The organism is Umezawaea beigongshangensis (assembly GCF_016464305.1).
GTDB lineage: Bacteria > Actinomycetota > Actinomycetes > Mycobacteriales > Pseudonocardiaceae > Umezawaea_A > Umezawaea_A beigongshangensis.
Window position 1 is genome coordinate 79,784 of record NZ_JAEIOJ010000008.1, and the last position, 20,760, is coordinate 100,543.

The following is a 20,760-nucleotide window of genomic DNA, read 5'->3' on the forward strand; positions in this document are numbered from 1 at the left end:
CCCCACCGCTCTTTCGTTACCGGACAAGAAGAACCGTGACCGTTCCCGTCCGGCGCGGTTCGCCGGCACGTGGCTCTCCGGCGACTGCGGGTGACCGGAGCGCGGCACGCCGGGACCGGCGATCGGACTGCGTCCGATCGCCGGTCCCGGTCCTCCGGCGCGGCCCTACCGGAGGGCGGCCCCGGCACCGAGAGCGGCGGTCAGCGCGTCCACCACGGTGTCCTGCTCGGCGGTGGTCAGGTCGTGGTGCAGCGGCAGGATCAGGGTGCGCCGGGTGAAGTCCTCGGTCACCGGCAGCGCGGTGTGCGGGTGACCGGCGTAGGCGGGTTCCAGGTGGGAGGCCATGATCCCCCGCCTGGCCGAGACACCGCGCCGGGCGAGTTCCGCGAGCACGTCGTTGCGCTCCACCTGCGCGTCGTCGGGCAGGCGCACCCAGAACGACTGGTAGTTGGTCGTCCCGTGCGCCGGATCGCGCACGGTGCGCAGCCCCGGAACCCCGGCCAGCAACTCCTGGTACCGGGCCGCCAGTTCCCGCCTGCGGCGCACGATCCCGTCGAGCCTGGACAGCTGCACGACTCCGATCGCGGCCTGCACGTCCGTCATCCGGTAGTTGAACGCGGTCTCCAGGTACTCCTCGACCACCGCGGCGCCACCGCGGTGCCGGTCGGCGGCGCTGACGCTCATCCCGTGCTCGCGCAGGCGCTTCGCGCGCGCCGCCCAGTCGGCGCGGTCGGTGGTGAGCATCCCGCCCTCGCCCGTGGTGAGCAGCTTGCGCGGGTGGAACGACCACGCGGCCAGCAGCGCGCCCGCCCCCACCGGTGCGCCGAGGTACGTCGACCCCGCCGCGCACGCCGCGTCCTCCACGACGGGAACGGCGAGCGGGTCGCACAGCGCGCGCAGACCGGCGACGTCGGCGGGGACACCGGCCTGGTGCACGACGAGCACGGCGCGGGTCCGGTCGGTGAGCACGGCCGCCACGGTGTCCGCGGTGAGGTTGCCGGTCTCCGGGTCGACGTCGGCGAACACCGGCGTGGCGCCGGTGTGGTGCACGGCGTTCGCGGTGGCGATGAACGACAGCGACGGCACGACGACCTCGTCACCGGGACCGACGCCGAGCAGGTGCGCCGCGAGGTGCAGCGCCGTCGTGCAGGACGAGGCCGCCACGCCGTGCGCGGCTCCGACGCGACGGGCGAAGACCTCCTCGAAGCGCGCCACGCGCGGTCCCTGCGCCACCCACCCCGAGCGCACGGCCGCGGCGGCCGCCTCCGCCTCCTCCTCGCCCAGCAGGGGCTTCATCACGGGGATCACCCGGCTGCTCCGGCGGGAGCGGCCGACTCGGCACGCCACCAGTCCACGAGCCCGCGCAGGCCGTCGGACAGCCCGATCTCCGGCCTCCAGCCGAGGTCGCGCGCCGCGGCGCCGATGTCGGCCAGCCGACGGGTGACGCCGTTGACCGCGCGCTCGGGGCCGTGCTCCACGCCCAGGTCGGAGCCCATCGCGTCCAGCAGCGCCCGCGCGAGTTCCTCCAGGCCGGTCTCCGAGGCGCTGGCGATGTTGTAGACGCTGTCGGTGACGTCGGCCCGCGCCGCGAGCAGGTTCGCGCGGGCGATGTCGTGCACGTGCACGAAGTCCATGGTCTGCGCGCCGTCGCCGAAGACGAGCGGCGGCTCGCCCGCGCCGATCCGCTCCATCCAGCGGATGAGGACCTCGGTGTAGAGGCCGTGCACGTCCATCCGCGGGCCGTAGACGTTGAAGTAGCGCAGCGCCACGTAGTCCAGGCCGCGCATGGCGTGGAAGCTGCGCAGCATCCCCTCGTTGAACGCCTTCGCGGCGCCGTAGAAGGTGTCGTTGTTGTACGGGTGGTGGCGCTCGGTCGTGGGGAACTCCTCGGCCAGGCCGTAGACGGAGGCCGACGACGAGGCGATCACCTTGCGCACGCCCGCGTCGGCCGCCGCCTCGATCACGGTGAAGGTGCCGTCCACGAGGGACTCCAGCGCGAGCCGGGGTTCCTCGGCGCACTGGGTGATGCGGATGGCGGCGAGGTGGAACACCAGGTCGATGCCGCCGGTCAGCTCGTGCACCAGCGCGCGGTCGCCGATGTCGCCCTCGACGACGGTCAGCCTGCCGTCGGCGCGCGCCTGCGCGTCGGTCAGGTTCTCCCTGCGACCGCGGACGAAGTTGTCGAGCACGACCACCTCGGCCGCGCCCGCGTCGACCAGGCGGTCGACCACGGCCGAACCGATGGTGCCCGCGCCTCCGGTGACCAGCGCCCGCTGTCCGGTGATCGGTTGTGCCGTCGTCATCGTGGAACGTCCTCCGTCGCTGTCGCTGTTCATCCGACCGCGTCCAGGGCGCGGTCGCCCGGCACGGTCACGAACTCGCCGCCACCGGCCAGGCTGGCGGAGGCGGCCTCCAGGATCGCCAGCACGCGCAGCCCGGCGCGGCCGTCGGTCAGCGGCGCGCGCTTCTCGGTGATGGAGCCGGCGAACTCGGCCATCACCGCCCGCAGCGCCTCGCGCTCCGGCAGCGCCGGGGCGACCATGTCGCCGACGCGGTAGGACACGATGGTCTGCTCGCGGACCTCCGCGCCCAGGCCGGTCCCCTCGGTGCGGTCCACGCCCCGGTCGTAGACCGACAGGCGCTGCGCGGGGTTCAGGTCGTCCCACACGACCGTGCGCAGCGAGCCGCCCACGACCATCGTGCGGATCTTGGTGGGCGACAGCCAGTTCACGTGCACGTGCGAGATCGCGCCGTTGGACAGCCGCACGGTCAGGTGCGCCACGCACGCGCGGCCCGCGCCGATCGGGTCCGAGCCGTGCGCGGCGACCGCGACGGGGAACACGTCGTCGGGCAGGATCGCCTCGAAGATCGACAGGTCGTGGGGCGCGAGGTCCCACAGCACGTCGACGTCGGGCTGCACGAGACCGAGGTTGATGCGCACCGAGTCCAGGTACTGCACGGTGCCGATCTCGCCGCCGCGCACCAGTTCGCGCAGGTGCCGCACGGCGGGCGTGTAGCAGAAGGTGTGGTCGAGCATGAGGGTCAGCCCGCGGCTCTCCGCGGCCTCGACCAGGCGCAGGCCCTCGGCGCGGGTCGCGGCGAGGGGCTTCTCCACCAGGACGTGCTTGCCCGCCTCCAGCGCCGCCATCGCGACGGGCAGGTGGGTGGCCGCGGGGGTGGCGACGGCCACGGCCGCCACCGCGGGATCGGCCAGCACCTCGTCCAGCGAGTCCGACACCCGGACCGTGGAGTAGTCGCCGAGCACCCGGCGGGCGCGGTCGGCGTCCAGGTCGCAGAGGTAGCGCAGCTTCAGGCCGGGGGTGGCCTGGGCGTTGCGCACCAGGTTCGGTCCCCAGTAGCCCGCGCCGATCACGGCGACGCCGATCGGCTCCTGTCGTGCAGAACTCATCGAGTCACCCATCAGTACGCCCCCCGGCCGCCGAAGACGGCGCGGAAGGTCTTCCAGAGGATCACGGCGTCGAGGGCCAGCGACCAGTCCTCGACGTAGCGCAGGTCGAGCCGGACCGCTTCCTCCCACGGGAGGTCGCTGCGGCCGCTGACCTGCCACAGGCCGGTGAGGCCGGGCTTGACCAGCAGCCTGCGCCGCACGTCGGGGCCGTACTTCGCGCTCTCCTCCGGCAGCGGCGGGCGCGGGCCGACCAGCGACATGGAACCGCCGAGCACGTTGAGCAGCTGCGGGAGCTCGTCGACGGAGTAGCGGCGCAGCACCGCGCCGACGCGGGTCACCCTGGGGTCCTTGCGCATCTTGAACAGCAGGCCGGCGCCCTCGTCGACGGCGGCGAGCGTCGAGCGCAGCGCGTCGGCGCCGGTGACCATCGTGCGGAACTTGACGATCGTGAACGGCACGCCGTCCTTGCCGACGCGGCGCTGCCTGTAGAACACGGGACCGCGGCTGTCGAGCACGACCGCCGTGCACGCCAGGAGGGTCACCGGTGCGAGCAGCGCGAGCAGCAGCGCGGCGCCGACGCGGTCGACGACGCCCTTGACGACCTTGCGGAATCCGGTGAACGTCGGCTCGCTGACCCGCAGCAGCGGCATCCCGAGGACACCGGTGACGTGCAGCCGCGGCCCGGCGACCTCCATCAGGTTCGGGGCGACGACCATCTCGGTGCCGGTGCCCTCCAGGCTCCAGGCGAGCTGCTGGAGGCGGCGCGGCGTCCAGTAGGCGTCGGGGGTGACCGCGACGATGCGGTAGCCGCCGCGGCGCACCTGGTCTGCGAGGTCGCGGAACTGACCCACGACCGGCACGTCGTCCACGGTGCCCGACGGGCCGCCGCGACCGTCCGAGGTGCACACGGCGTCCACGCGCCAGCCCAGGTGCGGCGCGCGGCGGGTGCGGGTGATGAGGTCGCGCACGCTCTCGTCGTTGCCCGCGGCCAGCACCGGCAGCAGGCAGCGGCCCTCGCCCCGGGCGTGGTGCAGCAGCCTGCGCAGGCCGTAGCGCAGCGGGAAGACGACCAGCGCGATGGCGGGGGTGACGACGAAGACCCACAGGCGGGCTCCGGGGATCGCGAACGCCAGCGACCCCAGTCCCAGCACCACCAGCGAGCCGAACAGGCCGCGTCCCAGTCGGCGGAACTCCTCGGCGCCCTGCCCCAGCACGGTGGGGTTCCACACGCGGCTCATCCCGAACGAGGCGAGCACGACGGCCGCGGTCACGGCGTCGAGCACGACGATCGAGACGGGCACGAGGGCGGCGTGCCTGGCCGCCATGACGAGACTGACGCCGACGACCACGAGGAGCGTGGCCAGGACGTCGCCGAGGACGACCGAGCGCCGGTAGCGGGGCTCCCAGTCCGCGATGGGAGGTCGGGTCTGCGTGCTGCGCCCGGTGGTGCGCGCGGTGGTGCGCGCGGTGGTGCGCGCGCCGGGTCTGCTTCTCAGGTGGTGGGTCTGCTCGCTCATCGTGGTGTTTCCCCCGGTTGTTCCGGTTCGGACGTGCGTCATCGCAGGACGTCCCCGAGGACCCGCGCAGTGCTGAATTGATCCGTGTGCGGCGGTCCGCGATTCGCGCGTCTCGAACCGCTGCTCGCACACCGTCATTCGCTCTGCCTCTGGAAGTCGTTACACGCAGAGTGAGACCGGCGAAGGACGACGGGGCCGCGGCGGAATTCCGGCGACGCGGTGGGTCCGTTCGCAGCAGGCCCCGGTGCGACTCTCGGCCACGGGACCACAAGTGCGAAAGACGTGCTGGTAGAGCTGGGATGGTCTGAACGGCGCAATCGAACACGACCGTCCACACAGGATTCTTCCGCACGGCGGGCGACGGGGTGGCGGTTGAGTCGACCACCGACAGCGCGCCGTTACGGGGCGTCACCTGTTCGTCCTAATCGGCACACGTCGCCGACGGACAACAGAGCCGTTGGGCCCTGTTGTCCGACAGGAATTCCTCATCCGCGCTGAACCGTTCACCGCGTGGAGCAGAACTGCGCGGAACAGAACTGCGCGGAACGGTTCCGATCGCGGTGGCGACGCGAGAGGACGAGAAGAACGCGGAACCGCGCACCGTGCTCCGGAACACGCGCACCGGAACGGGCGCGCGGCGTCAGGGACGCAGCGCGATCGTCTCGCCGCGCGCCACCGGACGCAGGACCGAGGACAGCCCGCGCCGCTGCGCCTCGGCCTGGAAGTCCGACAGCGGCGAGCGCATGACCCCGTAGTCGTCGTGGTGGATCGGGACCGTCGCGGACGGCCGGATCAGCTCGACGAGGGAGGCCCCCTGCTTCCCGTCCATCGTGAGCAGCACCCCGGCGATCCTCGTGCCGCCCAGGTGCGCGACCATCACGTCGATGCCGGGGAAGCGCTCGGCGACCTCGCGGAGCCACGGCCGGTACAGCGTGTCGCCGGTGATGTAGAGGCGCAGGACCGGCTCCCCGTCCCGCTCCAGCTCCAGCACGCTGCCCATCACCCGCGGCAGCAGCCGGTCGACCGGACCGGGGCCGTGCACGCCCGGCACCGCCGTCACGCGCACCCGCTCGCCCGGCCGCTCGAACACGTGCGACTGCCACGTGTCCAGCGCGTCGCACGAGCCGAAGCCCCACGTCGACAGCCGCCGCGCGGCCTGCTTCGTGGTGACCACCGGCAGGTCCCGCGGCAGCGAGCGGCGCGCGACGCGGTCGAAGTGGTCGCCGTGCAGGTGCGAGAGCACCAGCCCGTCCAGGGGTGGCAGGTCACCGGGCTGCATCGCCGGCTCGGTGAGCCGCTTGGAGCTGAGCCCCCAGCCGAGGTAGGCGCGCTGCCCCCGGTGCAGGAAGTTCGGGTCGGTCAGCAGCGTGAAGCCGCCGAGCCGCAGGATGGTCGTCGCCGTGCCCACGAACGTGAGCGTGGACGCGCTGCCGGAGTCCGTCATGGCGGGTCGAGTACCCGCACCGCGCCGGGTCAGTCGTCACCGCCGCGCATCCTCCCCGGTCAGCGGTAGGCCCTGGCCTGGATGTCGAACAGCTCGCGGTACGGGCCTCCTCCGGCCATCAGCTCGTCGTGCGTGCCGTGCTGCGCGACGCGGCCGTCCTCCAGCACCACGATGCGGTCCGCGTCGCGCACGTTGGCCAGCCGGTGGGTGACCAGGACCGTCGTGCGCCGCTCGTCGTCGCCCGCGCGGCTCGCGTGCTGGAGCCCGGCGAACACCCGCGCCTCGGCCTTCGCGTCCAGCGCGGCCGTCGGCTCGTCGGCCACGAGCACCGCGGCGTCCCGGTAGATCCCGCGGGCCACGCCGATGCGCTGCCACTGGCCGCCGGAGATCTCCTGGCCGTCGCGGAACTGCTTGGACAGCACCGAGTGCTCGCCGCGGGGCAGCGTCTCGATCACCTCGTCGGCCCCGGAGTGCGCGACGGCCCGCTCCCACGCCGTCCCGTCGGGATCGTCGAGCTCCAACCGTCCGATCCGGACGTTGTGGCCCGCGGTCATCGGCCACCGCGCGGGTTCCTGCGAGATCACCGACACCCTGCTGTGCACGGTGCGCGGATCGGCGAGGGCGAGGTCGACGCCGTCCCACCGGACGGTGCCCCCGCTCGGCGCGTACAGGCCGGTGATCAGCTTGCCCAGCGTGGTCTTGCCGGAACCGTTCTGCCCGACCAGGGCGACCACCTCACCGCGCCTGATCTTCAGCGTGATGCCGCTCAGCGCGGCGCGCTCGCTGTCGGGGTAGGTGAAGGAGACGTCGTCCAGCTCGATGACGCCGGGGTCGGACGGCGCGCTCACCCCGGTCGGCGCGCGCCCGCGGGCCCGCGCCTCGTGCAGCAGCTGCTCGTAGAACGCGACGTAGAAGGAGTGCTCGTAGAGGGAGTTCACGCCGTGCATCACGGTGGACAGCGAGGTGGACGCCGTGCGCATCGCGACGACGGCGGCGCCGGCCAGCGCGAGCGGCATGACCGACAGGTAGAGCAGGAGACCCAGCACCGCGTAGGAGACGCCCGTGCCGATCCCGGCGAGCGTGCGGCCCAGCAGCCGCACCGCGCTCGACCGGCGCTCCAGGCGCACCGCCTCCGCCGTCACCACGCCCGAGATGCGGCGGTGCTCGGCGATCAGCACGTCCTGGAGCGTCAGCGCCTGCCGCTCCACGGCCACGTCGCGGGCGGTCAGCAGGTTCTCCACGACGAACAGCCGCAGGTTCTGCGTCACCATCCGCAGGAACGACTCGTAGCGCATCTTGGCCGCGCGCATCGCCGCCCAGCCGTTGGCCAGCGCGGCGAGCAGCAGCACCGGCGCGAGCAGCGGGTCGAGCAACCCGGCCGTGACGACGGCCGCCACCACCGAGATCGACGACGACGCGAGGTCGGACACCGACCGGATGCTCATCTCGACGGACTGCACGCCGTGCCTGCCGCCCTGGCGCACCAGCTCGCGGAAGTCGGGGTCCTCGAACGCCACCAGCTCGACCCGTGCGATCTCGACGTTCAGCCGGTCCTGCACGTGCGCCCGCACCCGCGGTCCCAGCGCGCCCTGCACGGCGCCGACCGCCGCGTCCAGCAGCCCGCGCAGCGCGAACGACCCGACGACGAGCGCGATCGACGGCAGCGACGCCACCAGCCGCTGCGGTGTGGGCCCCTGCTCCAGCAGCGAGGTGAACACGCCCGCCGTGGCGTAGAGGCCGAACGCGGTCACGCAGCCGGAGACCAGGTGCAGGACCGCGGAGAGCAGGGTCAGCCGTCGCGAGGTCTCCCAGGAGAGCCGGACGACCACCGCCGCGGCGGCGGGCAGCGCGCCGAGCGTGCGCAGCACGCCCGTCCCGGCGACCCGCGCGTCCACGGCGGCCCACTTCGGCGGCTCCAGGTCGTCCACCCCGATGAGCGCAGAGCTCTCCGCCACCGCCACACCTCCGTCGCGTCACGTGCCCACGTTCAGTGTGCCCGCGAACACGCTCGGTCAGGTGGACAGTTCTCGGGCGATCAGCCGGGCTCGGTCCTTGCCCACCGCCACGACGTCGCCGTCGTGCAGCTGCGCCCCGCGGCGCGTCTCGACGCGGCCGTTGACGGTGACCTCCTCGTCCTCGATCAGCTCCTTGGCGTGGACGCCGTTCTCCGCCAGTCCGGACAGCTTGAGGAACTGGCCGAGCCGGATCATGTCGTCGTCGATCTCGACCTCGGTGATGCGCATCGGACCATCATCGCGGCCCGCTCCGACAGCACGCGCCCGGCGGGGCGACGACGCGCCGGAGGGCGGCGTGGTACGACTGGGGAATGCGCAACCGTGTGTTCGTGGCCGTCGGCGTCGTGCTCGCGCTGCTGGGGGTCCTGTGGACCCTGCAGGGGCTCGGTCTCGTGACCGGCAGCTTCATGACCGGGCAGTCGCTGTGGACGGCCATCGGGCTGCTGTCCGTGGTGGGCGGGGTCACGCTGCTGGTCAGCGGGCTGCGGCGGACGCGGAGGCGCTGAGACCGGTCGCGGCGCACGTGCGGTGGCTCCCGCCGCGAGGAGGGGAGAACCCGTCCGCCGACCGCAGCCCCCGGGGGGGAAGGGGGCGCGGTCGGCGGGAGTCCGGGCTACTGCGAGACGGACTGCCTGCCCTCGCTGGCGTCGAGACCCAGCATTTCGAGGAGGTCGCGGCAGTCCTGGGTGTCGGAGGCGTGCACCGCGACGGTGCGAGCCGCCCTTCCGTTCTGGATCGAGCTGTGGACCTTCTCCAGCGCGCGGGCCTCCGCGAAGCGGCCGGTCGTGAGGTCCGTGGACGATGCAGGGCGTGCCCAGGTCATTGCGGTACCTGCTTCCGCTCGGCCGGTATCACGAGGACCACGGCCGAGCATCGGGGGCGGGGTCGCGAGGAGCAACTCCCCCGCTGAACATCCTCATGATGACAGCCCGAGGGCGGTGAGACCAACCCCCCGGCGTTTCGCCCGCCGACCAACACGTGTCGAACGCGGTGCGCGCCCGGGTCGCCACACCCGGCCGCCAGCAGCCGCACATGAAGGTCCGACCGTCCACCGTGGACGACCGTCGAGCGCGGATTCAGGCCCGTCGCACGGAATCCGCGGGCACGTCCTCGTCCTCGTCCGCCGGATCTGCGGGATCGGCGGGATCGGCGGACTCCGCCGGACCGCTGTCCCGCTCCGGTTCCGGCCAGGCCGGCTCCTCCGGCGCCGCTCCCCCCACCGGCTCGGCCGCGGGGGCCTCCTCCGGGGCGTCCGGGAGCAGCGGCGGCGCGGCCGCGGTCACCACGACGCCGCGGCGCAGGACGGACTCGACGTCGGCGACGAACCCCGGCAGCCGGTCGTCCCCCTCGTCGAGGTCGTCCGGCGTGGGACCGTGCGCCCGGAGCAGGTGCAGCGACGACACGGCCTCGCCGTGCTCGCGACCGAGCCGCTGGAAGCCGAAGACCGCCTCGTAACCGGCCACGGCGCTGGCCAGGGCCGCGCACAGCGTCGCGGCGAAGCCCCACACCGGTCGGCGGGCGGCGTCGGCCACCCCGGCCGCGCCCAGGACGGCGGCTCCGGTGAGCAGCGCGGCCGACAGGGACACCGTCCACACCCGTGCCGCCGAGTGCACGGCGCGGGCGCGCTCGTGCCGGTCCAGCTCGGCGCCCAGGCGGTGGCGCAGGTAGGCGTCGAGGAACTGCGCCTCCCGGTGCCGGGTGCCGCCGCGCGCGTCTCCCGCGGTTCCGCTCACGGTCCGACCACCTCGTGCTGTCGCAGGGCGACCGCGCCCTCCAGGTCCCGCTCCCGGTCCTCGCGGTCGAACTCGGTCGCGGGCGGCGGGGCGGCCAGGTGGGCGAAGTACAGGGAGCGCAGCCGGTCGGCGCGCGTGCGGGCCGCCAGGTGGGCGTCGAGCGACTCCCGCCTGCGGGCCACGACGGTCAGGACGGCGGCGGACGCGCCTGCGGCGGCCACCAGCACACCGGGCCACGCCGCGTCGCGCAGCCAGGTCTGGAGCGCGGCGAACGCGGTGGTGGCGAAGCAGCCGGTCAGGGCGAGCACGACGAGCAGCCGGTAGCGGTTCTGCTCGCGGTCGGCGTTCGCCTCCGACTCGTGCAGGGCGGGCACGACGAGACGGTTCGCCTCGTGGACGGCGTCGGAGAGCAGGGGGTAGTCGACCACGAACCCCGGTTCGAGGACCGGGGCGGGCTCCGCGGCGCGGTGGCGCAGCCGCGGCCACACCGCCAGCGGCGCGACCAGGGGCCGCGACGGCGGCCTCGGGCCGCGTCCGAGCAGGTCGCGCAGCACGAACAGCACGCGGTCGGGGCCCTCGTCCACGTGGACGACCGACACCCGCCCGCTCCGCACGAGCACCGCGAGGTCGTCCCCCGGCGCGATCTCACCGGAGGCGATCTCGTCGGCGAGCTCCCCGGACCCCGCGACCACGACCAGCGGCCGGTCGGCGGCGAGGTGGCGCACCACGGCCACGCGGGCCAGGTCGCCGCCACCGACCAGCAGCGCGGTGGTCGGCTTCTTCCTGCCGCTGACGGCGTCGACCACGCGGAACAGTGCGGAGCTCTCCTCGCCCCACTCCGAGCCGGGCACGAGGACCACGAGGTCGTGGTGCGGCTCCAGGGCCACCTCGGTGGCGGTGGGCGGCGCCTCGCCGGTGGAGACGCGGCTGGACGGCGCGACGCCGACGATGCCGGGCCAGCGGGTGTCGCACGCCTGCGTGGCGATGCCCAGCAGGTGCACGACACCCGCGTCGGCTCCGCTGGTGACCAGCACGGCCCGGTCGGCCCCCGCGCCCTGCACCAGGGCTCGCAGCAGCGGCAGCAGCCGCGCCGCGAGCTCGGTGCCGACCTCGGAGGCGGTGCCGAACACCGCGATCACCGGACGCCCGCGCGGCAGGCCCAGTGAACGGGCCCGGATCTCCGCGTCTGGCTGGGACAGCCGCTGGACCCGCGGGCCACCTGTTCCAGACATGCGGCGCACCCTAACGGGTGGCCCGCAGCAGGAGAAGGGGGTTGATCAGAACTCGTCGTGATCGTCACCCGGCACGCCGCGGCGCTGCTCGGCCACGTCCGCGGGATCGGCCTCCACCGGCAGGTCGCCGGACGGGTCGTCCGGCCCGCCGGTGACCGCGGTCCGCTGCTCGCTCACGTCGGCCGGGTTCGCGTCGAGCGGAAGCTCGCCGAACGACGTGTCCGGCCCGTCGTCGACCACGGGGGTGAGCTGCTCCACCGCGTCGGCCTCTGACGCGTCGAGGCCCTGGGGGTCTGGCACCGAAGTCCTCCTCTGGTCGATGGGTCCCGCCGTCGGGACCTCCGCTCCAGCCTCCTGGGTGCGACCGTGCCACGCATCTCGGCCGGGTGACGGCGGCGGCGCGGGTTCCGGCGGCGCGGAGAAGGACCTGCTCGCCGGGCCGTGCGGTCCCCGTACAGTGCTGGTGGCGACACGAGCAGACGACACACGAACGGCTGATTGCGCAATGACTGCGGTGCACGAGGACGACCAGGCCGACCCCACCGGCGCGGGAATCGACCCGGAGGACCTCGAACTCGCGCTGCGGGTGCTCGCGGAGGTCGACGACCTGCCGGTGGAGCACCCGGACGCGGTGAAGGTCCGCCGGGCGGTGGCCGGCCTGTGGAAGCAGGTCAAGAAGCGCAGGCGCTCGGAGAAGCGCCGGGCGGTCACCGAGAACGACCGCGCGGTGACCGAGTCGACGGCGACCGGCGCGCCCGGCCGCATCGACGACGAGACGGCGGGCGTGCCGCTGGCGGCGAGGGTGAGCGGCGACACCGCGGGCACGCTGCTGCGCGCCAGGTCGTGCTACACGTGCAAGAACCGCTACACCGAGGTGGACGCCTTCTACCACCAGCTCTGCCCGCCGTGCGCCGCGCTCAACCGCGCCCGCCGCGACGCCCGCACCGACCTGACCGGACGACGCGCCCTGCTCACCGGCGGTCGCGCGAAGATCGGCATGTACATCGCGCTGCGGCTGCTGCGCGACGGCGCGCACACCACGATCACCACGCGGTTCCCGAACGACGCCGTCCGCCGCTTCTCCGCGATGCCCGACAGCGCCGACTGGCTGCACCGGCTGCGGGTCGTGGGCATCGACCTGCGCGACCCCTCGCAGGTGATCGCGCTCGCCGACTCGGTCGCCGAGCAGGGGCCGCTGGACGTCCTGATCAACAACGCCGCGCAGACCGTGCGGCGCTCGCAGTCGTCCTACTCACCGCTGGTGGCCGGTGAGCGGACCGCGCTGCCCGAGGGCTCGCCGGTGGAGGTCGTCACCTTCGGCCACACCCACGACGCGCACCCCGCGTCGCTGGTGGGGTCGATGACGCCGCAGGCCGTCACGGCGCTCGCCCTCACCGCCGGGTCGGCGTCGCCGGAGCGGATCGCCGCGGAGCTGGCGATCGACGCCGGTGGCCTCGTGCCGGACCTGCACCCGGTCAACAGCTGGACGCAGCACGTGGGCGAGGTCGACCCGATCGAGCTGCTGGAGGTGCAGCTGTGCAACTCGGTCGCACCGTTCATCCTGGTCAGCAGGCTGCGTCCGGCGATGGCGGCGGCGAGCGCGCGGCGCAAGTACGTCGTGAACGTCTCGGCGATGGAGGGCCAGTTCAGCCGCGCCTACAAGGGGGCCGGGCACCCGCACACGAACATGGCCAAGGCCGCGCTGAACATGCTCACCCGCACCAGCGCGGAGGAGATGCTGACGACCGACGGCATCCTCATGACCGCCGTCGACACCGGCTGGATCACCGACGAGCGACCGCACCCCACGAAGATGCGGCTCGCCGACGAGGGCTTCCACGCACCCCTGGACCTCGTGGACGGCGCCGCGCGGGTGTACGACCCGATCGTGCGGGGCGAGCGGGGCGAGGACCTGTACGGCTGCTTCCTGAAGGACTACGCGCCAGCGGCGTGGTGATCCGTCGAACGGGTGATCACGTGCTCTAGGTTGGCCCGGTGCTCACCACGGACACCGGGCTGGTCCTCTCCCCCACCGACCTGGTGGACCTGCTGGAGTGCGAGCACCGCAGCGCGCTGAACCACGCGGTCGCCGCCCGGCTGCCCGGTGCGCCGGTGGTGACGGCGTCGCACGACCCGCTGATCACCGCGCACGGCGCGGCCCACGAGGCGGCCGTCCTGGAGTCGCTGCGCGCGACGCACGGCGACGGCGTCGTGGAGATCGCGCTGCCCGCCCCGCACCCCGCCGCGCTGGCCACCGCGGCGCGGCAGACCCTGGCCGCCGTGGCCGCGGGCGCACCGGTGATCTACCAGGCGGTGTTCTTCGACGACGGCTTCTACGGCCGCGCCGACTTCCTCGTGCGCACCGGCGAGGTCTACGAGGCGCACGACGCGAAGCTCGCGCGCCGGGCCACGCCGGGCGCGGTGCTCCAGCTCACCGCGTACGCGGCTGCGCTGCTCCGCGCCGGTGTCCCGGCCGGTCCGCAGATGCACCTGCTGCTCGGGGACGGGACGCGGGCGAGCTTCCGGGTCGCGGACTTCCTGCCGCTGGCCGCGCGGCTGCGCGAGCGGCTCGGCGCGACGCTGGCCGCGCCGGCCGTGCTGCCCGCGCGCTCCTGGGGCGACGAGCGGGCCGCCTGCGGCACCTGCCGCTTCTCCGCGCACTGCTCCGGCGGCAGGGAGGCCGCCCGCGACCTGTCGCTGGTGGCGGGGATGCGCTCGGACCAGCGGCGCAAGCTCCTCGCCGCCGGCATCCCCACGATCGACGCGCTCGCCGCGGCGACCGAGCACGACCGACCGGCCGCGGTGTCGGCGACGACGTTCCAGAGCCTCCGCGCGCAGGCCGCGCTCCAGGTCGTGCAGGACCACAGCCGCACCTCCGACGACCCCGTCGGCAAGGTGGCCTTCGAGGTCGTCGGGCCGGACGCGCTGGCCGCGCTGCCCGCGCCGAGCCCCGGCGACGTGTACTTCGACATGGAGGGCGACCCGTTCGCCCTGAACGGCGAGGGCCTGGAGTACCTGTTCGGCGCGGTGACCGTGCGCGGGGACGACGAGGAGTTCACGCCGTTCTGGGCGCACTCGCGGCGCGAGGAGAAGGCCGCGTTCGAGGCGTTCGTCGACTTCGCCGCCGCCCGGCTGACCGAGCACCCGGACGCGCACGTCTACCACTACGCGCCCTACGAGGTGAACGCGCTCAAGCGGCTGGCCGCGCAGCACGGCACCCGCGAGGAGGTCGTGGACCACCTGCTGCGGACGGGCGCGCTGGTCGACCTGTACGCCGTGGTGCGCAAGGCGCTGCTGGTGTCGCAGCGGTCCTACTCGATCAAGTACCTGGAACCGCTCTACATGCCGGAGGCCCGCGCGGGCGAGGTGACCACCGCGGTGTCCAGCATCGAGGCGTACGAGGAGTACCTGGCGCTGGCCGGAACCGGCCGCGGCGCGGCGGTGCTGCGGGAGATCGCCGACTACAACGCCTACGACTGCGTGTCCACGCACCGGTTGCACCGCTTCCTGCTGAGCGTCCGCGACGAGGCCGGCATCGCGCCGCTGGAGACGCCGTCGCCGTCCGAGCTGGACGCGGTCGTCGCGGACGCCGAGGACGAGGCGGCGGCCCAGCGCAGGGCCGAGCGGGCCGCCCGGCTCGCCGCCCTGGTGGAGCCGCTGCTCGACGGGCTGCCCGACGACCCGGCCGACGCCACCGACGACGACCGGGCGCGCGCCCTGCTGGCCGCGGCCGTCGGGTACCACCGCCGGGAGACGAACCCGGCGTGGTGGGACTTCTTCCGGCAGGTGGCCGCGCCGCTGCCGGACCTGGAGACCGACAGCGCGTGCGCGGTCCCGGTGCGGGTGTCCGCGGGCGAGTGGGAGGCGCCGACCAGGAAGAACGGCAACGCCAAGCGCGAGGTGCGAGCGCGCTGCGACCCGGACCGCCCCCACCCGTTCGGCCGCGACGACACCGTGCGGCTGCTGTACCCCGGCACTCCGCTGGGCACCACCCGCAGGGCGGTGGTGAAGGAGGAGAACGCCGAGGAGATCGTGCTGGAGGAGTCGGCGAAGCCGGACGACGCGAGCCCCGGCCTGCCGAGCGCGGTGCTGCCGGGCGAGCCCGTGCGCCCGCAGCCCAAGGACGAGGCGGTCGAGGAGCTCGCGGCGACGGTCGTGGGACACCTGCCGTCGCTGCCCGCGCACCCCGGCGTCGACCTGCTGCGCCGCGTCCCGCCCCGGCTGCGCGGACGCGGGACGCTGCCCTCCGCGGACGAGCACGGCGGCGACCTGGTCGCGACCGTCGTCGCGGCCGTGGACGCCCTGGACGGCTCCGCGCTCGCCGTGCAGGGGCCGCCCGGAGCGGGCAAGACCTACCTGGCCGGTCGGCTGATCACGCACCTGCTGCGGTCCGGCAGGACCGTGGCCGTCACCTCGAACAGCCACAAGGCGGTCGAGAACGTGCTGTCCGCCGCCAAGCAGGCGGGTCGCGAGACGGGCACGCCGGTGCCGTGCGCGAAGCAGGCCAGGGGCGGCCGGGCCGTTCCCGACTGCGAGTGGGACCAGCCGAAGGACAAGAGGGCGCTGCTCGGGTGGCGGGCGGACCAGGGCGGCGGGTACCTCGTCGGCGGCACCGCGTGGACCTTCTCGTCCTCCGCGATGCGCGAGGCCCCGTTCGACGTGCTGATCGTCGACGAGGCCGGGCAGTTCGCCCTGGCCGACGCGCTGGCCGTGTCCACGTGCGCGCGGAACCTGGTGCTGCTGGGCGACCCGCAGCAGTTGCCGCAGGTCGTGCAGGGCACCCACCCGGCCGGGGCCGACGCCTCCGCGCTGGGACACCTCATCGGGGGCGAGGACGTGATCCCGCCGCACCTGGGGTACTTCATGGACCAGACCAGGCGGATGCACCCCGAGGTGTGCGAGCCGGTGTCGCAGCTGTCCTACGCCGGCCTGCTGCGCGCGCACCCGACGGCGGCGCTGCGCGGGGTGGGCGAGGTGCCCGCCGGGCTGCACGTGCTGGAGGTCGAGCACGAGCACAACACGACGGCGTCGGTCGAGGAGGCCGCGGCGGTCGTCGGGGTGGTGGAGTCGCTGATCGGCCGCACGTGGACCGACGGGGGCGGCGCGCGCCCGCTGACGGGGTCGGACGTGCTCGTGGTGGCTCCGTACAACCTCCAGGTGCGGATCGTGCGCCGCGCGCTGGAGCGGGCGGGCCTCGACGAGGTGCGGGTGGGCACGGTGGACCGCTTCCAGGGCCAGGAGGCCCCGGTGGTCGTCGCGACGATGACGTCGTCCGCGGCGGTGGACCTCCCGCGCGGCCTGGACTTCCTCCTGTCGCGCAACCGCCTGAACGTCGCGCTGTCGCGCGCCCAGGCCGTCGCGGTCGTCGTGTGCTCACCGCGCCTGGTGCAGGCCGACGTCCGCGACGTGAACCAGATGCGCCTGGTCTCCGGCATGATCGGCCTGCTGGACGCAGCCCGCCCCTGGCCCACGAGTTGAGCGTCCGGACACCCCGAGTTGAGCGTCCGGACACCACGAGTTGAGCGTTCGGGCCGGGACCGCCGTCAGCGGGGGGCGACGACGCTGGCCGGGAACGCGCCCGCCGCGCCGAGCGCGCGGCCGAGCTTCGAGCCGATCGCGGCCAGTCGCGCGGCGCCCTCCTGACCGAGGTGCTGCCACGGTGCGGTGCCGAGCCGATCGGTCTCCGCCTCCACCTCCGCACGCAGCGCGGCACCGGCCTCGGTGATGTTCCCGTCGACGTCGAGCAGGCCGCGGTCGCGCAAGCTCAGGACGGTCTCCTGCCACTGGTCGTCCGACCAGCCGCGGCTCCTGCGGGCGAAGGAGGCGCGGACGCCGCGACCGGCGGCGACGTGCGTGACGAGCGCCTCCGCCCCGCTGAGCCCGGCGGCGGCCAGCGCGCGCACGTGCCCGTCGCCGCGGAACTCGCGCAGCAGCGTCACGGCGTGCCACAACCTCAGGTGGGGCTCGTCCGGCCACTCGAGACGGGCGTGGCCCTCGTAGAGCGGCCTGCCGTCGGCGGTGCACGCCTCGCTCGCCCGCGCGGCCAGGTCGGCGGCCTCGGCCACGCCCCCGGAGGTGATCACCTCGTCGCCGAGCAGCCGGCGCAGCGCCGCGTCGGCCGCGCTGAACCGCGCGACCACCACTGTGGACGGAGAGGCCAGCGACCACGCCGCGGGCACGTTGTCCGCCACCAGGTCGGGGTTGAAGTTGTAGAACGCCGCCGTCACGGCGTCCGCCCCCACCGGTCCCATCGCCGCGGCACGTCCGGCGAAGTAGCACATCGGACCGGGCCGGAGCCCGGCTCGCACCAGGTGCTCCTGCGCCTCCGGCGCGAAGTAGATCATGGAGTGCAGGGGTTCGACGGCCCGCGAGCCGGAAGCGATCGACGCAGTGTCCATCTCCCCATGGTTACCGGTCGGTAGGAGTCCACGCCAGACCGTTGACGACCCGATCACACGGCGGCGATCGCGAACCGGGATGTCGATGTTGCCGAACGGTGACCCGACGCTCGCGCACGGCCTGCTACGGTGCGTTCGCGCGTCACCCGAAAGGGTGCTCGCCCAGTGGGGCCATGATCTCTGCGCGATCAGTCGGGGACTTCCTGATCACGCGATCGGCCCTCCCATGCAACCAGGGCAGGAGACCCCATGCAGTTCGCACGGCCGCAGGCGTTCGAGTTCGGCCGCAAGGTTCTCGGCGCTTCCGCGGTGATCGCCACCAGCGCAACCGCTCTCGCCCTTCTGGCGGGTCCGGCGAGCGCGCACACGCCCGCGTTCGACGCCAAGTGCGCCGACGGCAAGGTCAAGATCATGATCGATCTGAAGGCCTACACGCCGAAGGGCCAGAACAAGGGCAACTTCGTCGTCGTCACCGAGGGCGGCGCGAAGGTGCACGACAAGGAGTTCGGCAACTCGTACACGCCGGGCTGGATCGACACCGACCTGGACCCCGCCGTGGCGCACACGATCACGTTCGCGGTGGACGCCCACGACGGCAAGCAGGGCACCCAGTACGACTTCGGCCAGGAGAAGAAGACCGAGGCCTGCGTCGAGCAGACGACGCCTCCGGCCTCCTCCTCCTCGACTCCTCCCGTCACCACGACCGAGGTGTCGGCGACGACCTCCTCGTCGTCCGTGGTGCCGCCGGTGGAGACCACGCCCGCCTCCACCACGGAGTCGGCTCCGGTCAGCACCACGTCCGTCAGCACCCCTCCCGCCACCACCACGACGACCAGCGTCGCCGTGGTTCCGGTGAGCGACGAGGACGAGCTGGCCAGCACCGGTGCGTCCATCCTCGTGCCGCTGCTCGCGGGCATCGGCCTGCTGGGCGCCGGCGCGGCCGCGCTGTTCTTCGTGCGTCGCCGCAACACCGCCTGATCTGATCCGCAGCTGAACCGCTGAAGCCGGTCGGTCCTCCTGGACCGACCGGCTTCAGCGCTCTCCGGGGAGGATCAGCGCCGGTCCCGCCGCACCTCGTCCGCCCGGCCCGTCATCTCGGCGATCTCCTCCGCCAGCCCCGGGTCCGTCTCGCGCAGCCGCCCCTGCACGGCGGCCAGCGGCTCCAGCAGCGCCGACGGCTCGTCCGCGCCCAGTGCGGTGTGCAGGTCGTCCAGGTAGCCCTGCTCCACGTCCGACGCGCCGCCCCGCCCGGCGAGACCGCGCAGCGCGGCGGCGTTGTCGCGCGCCCACTCGTTCACCGCCCGCACACCGGCGCGCCGGCTCCGCTCGGCCCGCACGCGCTCCTCGCCCGTCGCGTGCCCCTCCGCGGAGGGGCGGAGCCTCAGGTACCGGCGCTCGGCGGCCTGTCTGCTCGCGACGCCGAGCGCGGGCGCGATGTCCGCCCAGCTCACGCCGTGAGCGCGGGCGGTGGCGATCAGTTCGGGTTCCCAGGCGGCGAGCTCCTCCCGCACCTCCCGCAGCGCGGCGAGGGCCGCCAGCGCCGCGTCGGCCCCCGCACCGGGGTCGGTCGCGATCGTCTTCAGCTCGTCGTACGACATGTTGTCATCCTCACGATGACATAGGTACTTGTCAACGAGTGGATGACAGTGCTACAACTGTGCTGTGCACAGCGCGGCACCAGACGACGAGGAGGACAACGCGATGCTGATGCGCACCGACCCCTTCCGCGAGTTCGACCGTCTCGCCCAGCAGGTCTTCGGTCAGAGCGCGCAGGGCACGTGGTCGCGACCGACCGCGATGCCGATGGACGCCTACCGGGAGGGCGACCGGTTCGTGGTCCAGTTCGACCTGCCCGGCGTGGACCCGGGCGCCATCGACGTCGACGTCGAGCACAACGTGCTGACCGTCAAGGCCGAGCGCAGGCCGAGCCACCCGACCGGCGAGCAGGTCGAGGTGCACGTGTCCGAGCGACCGCTGGGCGTGTTCAGCCGCCAGCTGTTCCTCGGGGACACCCTCGACACCGAGCACGTCGACGCCCAGTACGACTCCGGCGTGCTGACCCTGCGCATCCCGGTGGCCGAGCACGCGAAGCCGCGCAAGATCACCGTCGCGAGCGCGGACTCCCCCCGGCAGATCAACGCTTGAGAACGCTCCCACGACCCCCGTTCCGGAGACGCTCCGGGACGGGGGTCGACTTCGTCCACGACCGTGTCGGCATCGACTCGCGAGGGGGCGGGTAGCCAGGGTGCGGCACCGGCTGGACAGCGACACGATTCGAGGAGTGACATGCGAACGACCGCGGTGGTACTCGTGGGAGCTGCGACCCTGGTGGGCGGGCTGACGGCCTGCGCTCCCGGCGACCGTCCCTCGACGCAGACGACCCCGACCACGACGTCCATCAGCATGGGCCCTGCGGCCAGCTCGTCCGCGTCGGCCGGGTCCGGGTCGACCGGATCGGCGGAGACCCCGATCGCCTTCGCCACCCCCGCTCCGGCGGGCGAGCAGCCGGAGGCCGTCACCTACAGCGGTGATCTGGTGCCGGTCGGCGCGGAGGTCTCCGTGAAGGCCGAACCGGAGAACGGCTCCACGACGGTGACGCTCGACGTCACGGGCCTGCTGCCCGACCACGACTACGGCGCTCACGTGCACACCTCGCCGTGCGGCCCGACCGGGGCCGACGCCGGTCCGCACTACCAGAACGAGGCCGACCCGGTGACGCCGTCGGTCGACCCGGCCTACGCCAACCCGGAGAACGAGATCTGGCTCGACATCACCACCGACGCGGAGGGCGCGGCCACCGCGACGGCCACGGTCGACTGGGAGTTCCGCGACGGCGGGGCGAGTTCCGCCGTGATCCACGCCGAGCACACGGCGACCGAGGCGGGCAGGGCGGGCACGGCGGGCGACCGCCTCGCCTGCGTGACGCACGAGTTCTGATCCGGCCGCGGCCGGGGTGCGGGCCGCGGGACGGGAACTGATCGGGTGGTCCCGCGCGTCTACCCTCAGTCGATC

At 73.7% G+C, this 20,760-nt stretch carries 19 protein-coding genes; 6 read left to right on the plus strand and 13 right to left on the minus strand.

The annotated features are described in order from the left end of the window. Window positions 1-165: 165 nt before the first annotated feature. From IMZ35_RS20150 to IMZ35_RS20180, 7 genes are all read right to left on the minus strand, one after another. Window positions 166-1,296: a DegT/DnrJ/EryC1/StrS family aminotransferase gene (locus tag IMZ35_RS20150; protein ID WP_199442901.1), complete on the minus strand. Its 1,131-nt coding sequence runs from the start codon at window positions 1,294-1,296 to the stop codon at window positions 166-168. Window positions 1,297-1,304: 8 nt separating this feature from the next. Continuing rightward, complete coding sequence (locus IMZ35_RS20155) at window positions 1,305-2,303, minus strand: SDR family NAD(P)-dependent oxidoreductase (protein WP_199442695.1); 999 nt, start codon at window positions 2,301-2,303, stop codon at window positions 1,305-1,307. A 29-nt stretch (window positions 2,304-2,332) separates the two neighbouring features. Then, complete coding sequence (locus tag IMZ35_RS20160) at window positions 2,333-3,409, minus strand: Gfo/Idh/MocA family protein (protein WP_199442696.1); 1,077 nt, start codon at window positions 3,407-3,409, stop codon at window positions 2,333-2,335. Window positions 3,410-3,420: 11 nt separating this feature from the next. Then, window positions 3,421-4,926 carry a sugar transferase gene (locus IMZ35_RS20165; RefSeq protein ID WP_199442697.1) on the minus strand — a complete coding sequence of 502 codons (1,506 nt, stop codon included), beginning with the start codon at window positions 4,924-4,926 and terminating at the stop codon, window positions 3,421-3,423. Window positions 4,927-5,566: 640 nt separating this feature from the next. Beyond that, complete coding sequence (locus tag IMZ35_RS20170; protein WP_199442698.1) at window positions 5,567-6,370, minus strand: MBL fold metallo-hydrolase; 804 nt, start codon at window positions 6,368-6,370, stop codon at window positions 5,567-5,569. A gap of 59 nt (window positions 6,371-6,429) precedes the next feature. Beyond that, complete coding sequence (locus IMZ35_RS20175) at window positions 6,430-8,325, minus strand: ABC transporter ATP-binding protein (protein WP_199442699.1); 1,896 nt, start codon at window positions 8,323-8,325, stop codon at window positions 6,430-6,432. A 57-nt stretch (window positions 8,326-8,382) separates the two neighbouring features. Continuing rightward, window positions 8,383-8,613: an RNA-binding S4 domain-containing protein gene (locus IMZ35_RS20180; protein ID WP_199442700.1), complete on the minus strand. Its 231-nt coding sequence runs from the start codon at window positions 8,611-8,613 to the stop codon at window positions 8,383-8,385. An 83-nt stretch (window positions 8,614-8,696) separates the two neighbouring features. Here IMZ35_RS20180 and IMZ35_RS20185 point away from each other — a divergent pair, with 83 nt between their 5' ends. Then, window positions 8,697-8,891, plus strand: a complete 195-nt coding sequence (locus IMZ35_RS20185) for a hypothetical protein (protein WP_199442701.1) — start codon at window positions 8,697-8,699, stop codon at window positions 8,889-8,891. A 107-nt stretch (window positions 8,892-8,998) separates the two neighbouring features. On the opposite strand, the gene IMZ35_RS20190 is transcribed toward IMZ35_RS20185, so the two are convergent. From IMZ35_RS20190 to IMZ35_RS20205, 4 genes are all read right to left on the minus strand, one after another. After that, a complete protein-coding gene (locus IMZ35_RS20190; RefSeq protein WP_199442702.1) occupies window positions 8,999-9,208 on the minus strand; it encodes a hypothetical protein in 210 nt (69 codons plus the stop codon). Window positions 9,209-9,461: 253 nt separating this feature from the next. Further along, complete coding sequence (locus IMZ35_RS20195; protein WP_199442703.1) at window positions 9,462-10,118, minus strand: SLATT domain-containing protein; 657 nt, start codon at window positions 10,116-10,118, stop codon at window positions 9,462-9,464. After that, on the minus strand, window positions 10,115-11,350 hold the full coding sequence (locus IMZ35_RS20200; RefSeq protein WP_199442704.1) for a hypothetical protein: 1,236 nt from the start codon (window positions 11,348-11,350) through the stop codon (window positions 10,115-10,117). Before IMZ35_RS20200 ends, IMZ35_RS20195 begins: the two co-directional genes overlap by 4 nt. A 45-nt stretch (window positions 11,351-11,395) precedes the next feature. Further along, the gene (locus IMZ35_RS20205; protein WP_229372784.1) at window positions 11,396-11,650 is read right to left on the minus strand and encodes an Rv3202a family protein; all 255 of its coding nucleotides are present in this window, start codon (window positions 11,648-11,650) and stop codon (window positions 11,396-11,398) included. A gap of 205 nt (window positions 11,651-11,855) precedes the next feature. Between IMZ35_RS20205 and IMZ35_RS20210 the strand changes: the two genes are divergently transcribed. Together IMZ35_RS20210 and IMZ35_RS20215 are read left to right on the plus strand one after the other, a co-directional pair. Then, on the plus strand, window positions 11,856-13,307 hold the full coding sequence (locus IMZ35_RS20210) for an SDR family NAD(P)-dependent oxidoreductase (RefSeq protein ID WP_199442705.1): 1,452 nt from the start codon (window positions 11,856-11,858) through the stop codon (window positions 13,305-13,307). Between the two features lie 38 nt (window positions 13,308-13,345). Then, window positions 13,346-16,828, plus strand: a complete 3,483-nt coding sequence (locus tag IMZ35_RS20215; RefSeq protein ID WP_199442706.1) for a TM0106 family RecB-like putative nuclease — start codon at window positions 13,346-13,348, stop codon at window positions 16,826-16,828. Window positions 16,829-16,893: 65 nt separating this feature from the next. Here IMZ35_RS20215 and IMZ35_RS20220 read toward each other — a convergent pair whose 3' ends face one another. Continuing rightward, window positions 16,894-17,748 carry an SCO6745 family protein gene (locus tag IMZ35_RS20220; protein WP_199442707.1) on the minus strand — a complete coding sequence of 285 codons (855 nt, stop codon included), beginning with the start codon at window positions 17,746-17,748 and terminating at the stop codon, window positions 16,894-16,896. 249 nt (window positions 17,749-17,997) lie between these two features. Between IMZ35_RS20220 and IMZ35_RS20225 the strand changes: the two genes are divergently transcribed. Beyond that, window positions 17,998-18,726 (plus strand): LPXTG cell wall anchor domain-containing protein, encoded by a 729-nt coding sequence (locus tag IMZ35_RS20225; protein WP_199442708.1) that lies wholly within the window; start codon window positions 17,998-18,000, stop codon window positions 18,724-18,726. A gap of 74 nt (window positions 18,727-18,800) precedes the next feature. Here IMZ35_RS20225 and IMZ35_RS20230 read toward each other — a convergent pair whose 3' ends face one another. Then, window positions 18,801-19,346, minus strand: a complete 546-nt coding sequence (locus tag IMZ35_RS20230) for an HSP18 transcriptional regulator (RefSeq protein WP_199442709.1) — start codon at window positions 19,344-19,346, stop codon at window positions 18,801-18,803. A 103-nt stretch (window positions 19,347-19,449) separates the two neighbouring features. Between IMZ35_RS20230 and IMZ35_RS20235 the strand changes: the two genes are divergently transcribed. Beyond that, window positions 19,450-19,893, plus strand: a complete 444-nt coding sequence (locus tag IMZ35_RS20235; protein WP_199442903.1) for an Hsp20/alpha crystallin family protein — start codon at window positions 19,450-19,452, stop codon at window positions 19,891-19,893. A gap of 141 nt (window positions 19,894-20,034) precedes the next feature. Then, a complete protein-coding gene (locus IMZ35_RS20240) occupies window positions 20,035-20,685 on the plus strand; it encodes a superoxide dismutase family protein (RefSeq protein WP_199442710.1) in 651 nt (216 codons plus the stop codon). The last annotated feature ends 75 nt before the right edge of the window (window positions 20,686-20,760 follow it).